Origin of the sequence: Rhodococcus sp. HM1, from assembly GCF_023218075.1 — a bacterium.
In the GTDB taxonomy this organism is placed as follows: domain Bacteria; phylum Actinomycetota; class Actinomycetes; order Mycobacteriales; family Mycobacteriaceae; genus Rhodococcus.
In genome coordinates, this window is record NZ_JALPTB010000188.1 from 1 (window position 1) to 758 (window position 758).

1 pseudogene is annotated in these 758 nt (G+C 67.3%); it reads left to right on the forward strand.

Annotated features, from left to right (window positions below):
* A pseudogene (locus tag M1M07_RS32340) lies at window positions 1-163 on the forward strand (phosphatidylserine/phosphatidylglycerophosphate/cardiolipin synthase family protein); the annotation flags it as partial.
* Window positions 164-758 lie beyond the last annotated feature (595 nt).

Below are 758 nucleotides of genomic sequence, written 5' to 3' on the forward strand. Positions count from 1 at the left end.
GGCCTATCGGGTGCGCCCCCGCCCCGACCTCGACCCGATCTCCGTGGCGGACGCCGCACGCAATCTCGCCGAGCATGATCACCCGAATCCGCGGCTGCACCACGACCACCGGGTCATCTCCCCACGCCTGCGGGCCGCGCTGCTGCGGTTGTGGAAGCTGTGACCGCCGGCGGGGTCGCGTGCAGAACTGCGATCCGGGTAGCAGACATCTTGCAGCTTCGTGTGCCCGATCCGAAGAGACATAGGGACTATTCGGCTGACGCTCGCCGGAGCAGCATCCTGACGGCGGATCATGGCAGCGTTGAGCGCATCTACCCACTTGGCGCTCCGATTGCCTTGCCCGTCCGCCTCGCGGACACACAGCGAGCGTCGACGCCGCGCCCCAGCTGGAGGTCGGCGGAAACAGTCCGGGTCCAACGCTGTGCGCAGCGTTTGGAGTAACTCGGCGTGGGCGCTGGAGAGGACGTTCATCCCATGGCATTGGGAACGAACGATTCGGAGCTCCACCGTAGAGGCAGCGGTGACGGTGGTGGCGGGCGCCGCCGCGCCGAACCCCAGGGCCGTCTTCATGGCAGCCTTCACCGGGGAGCTGGAACTGCTCCTCCAGTGCGGCATCGGTCCCGCACGGACTCTAGTGCCTCGTCAAGCAACCTTGGCCGTGTAATGCGGGTACTCGGTCCACGATCGGATCGGTGAGTCCGGGGCGAACCGGGTCTTCGGCTCGGCACGAGCATTGCGCCACCGCACGTATGCGGCGA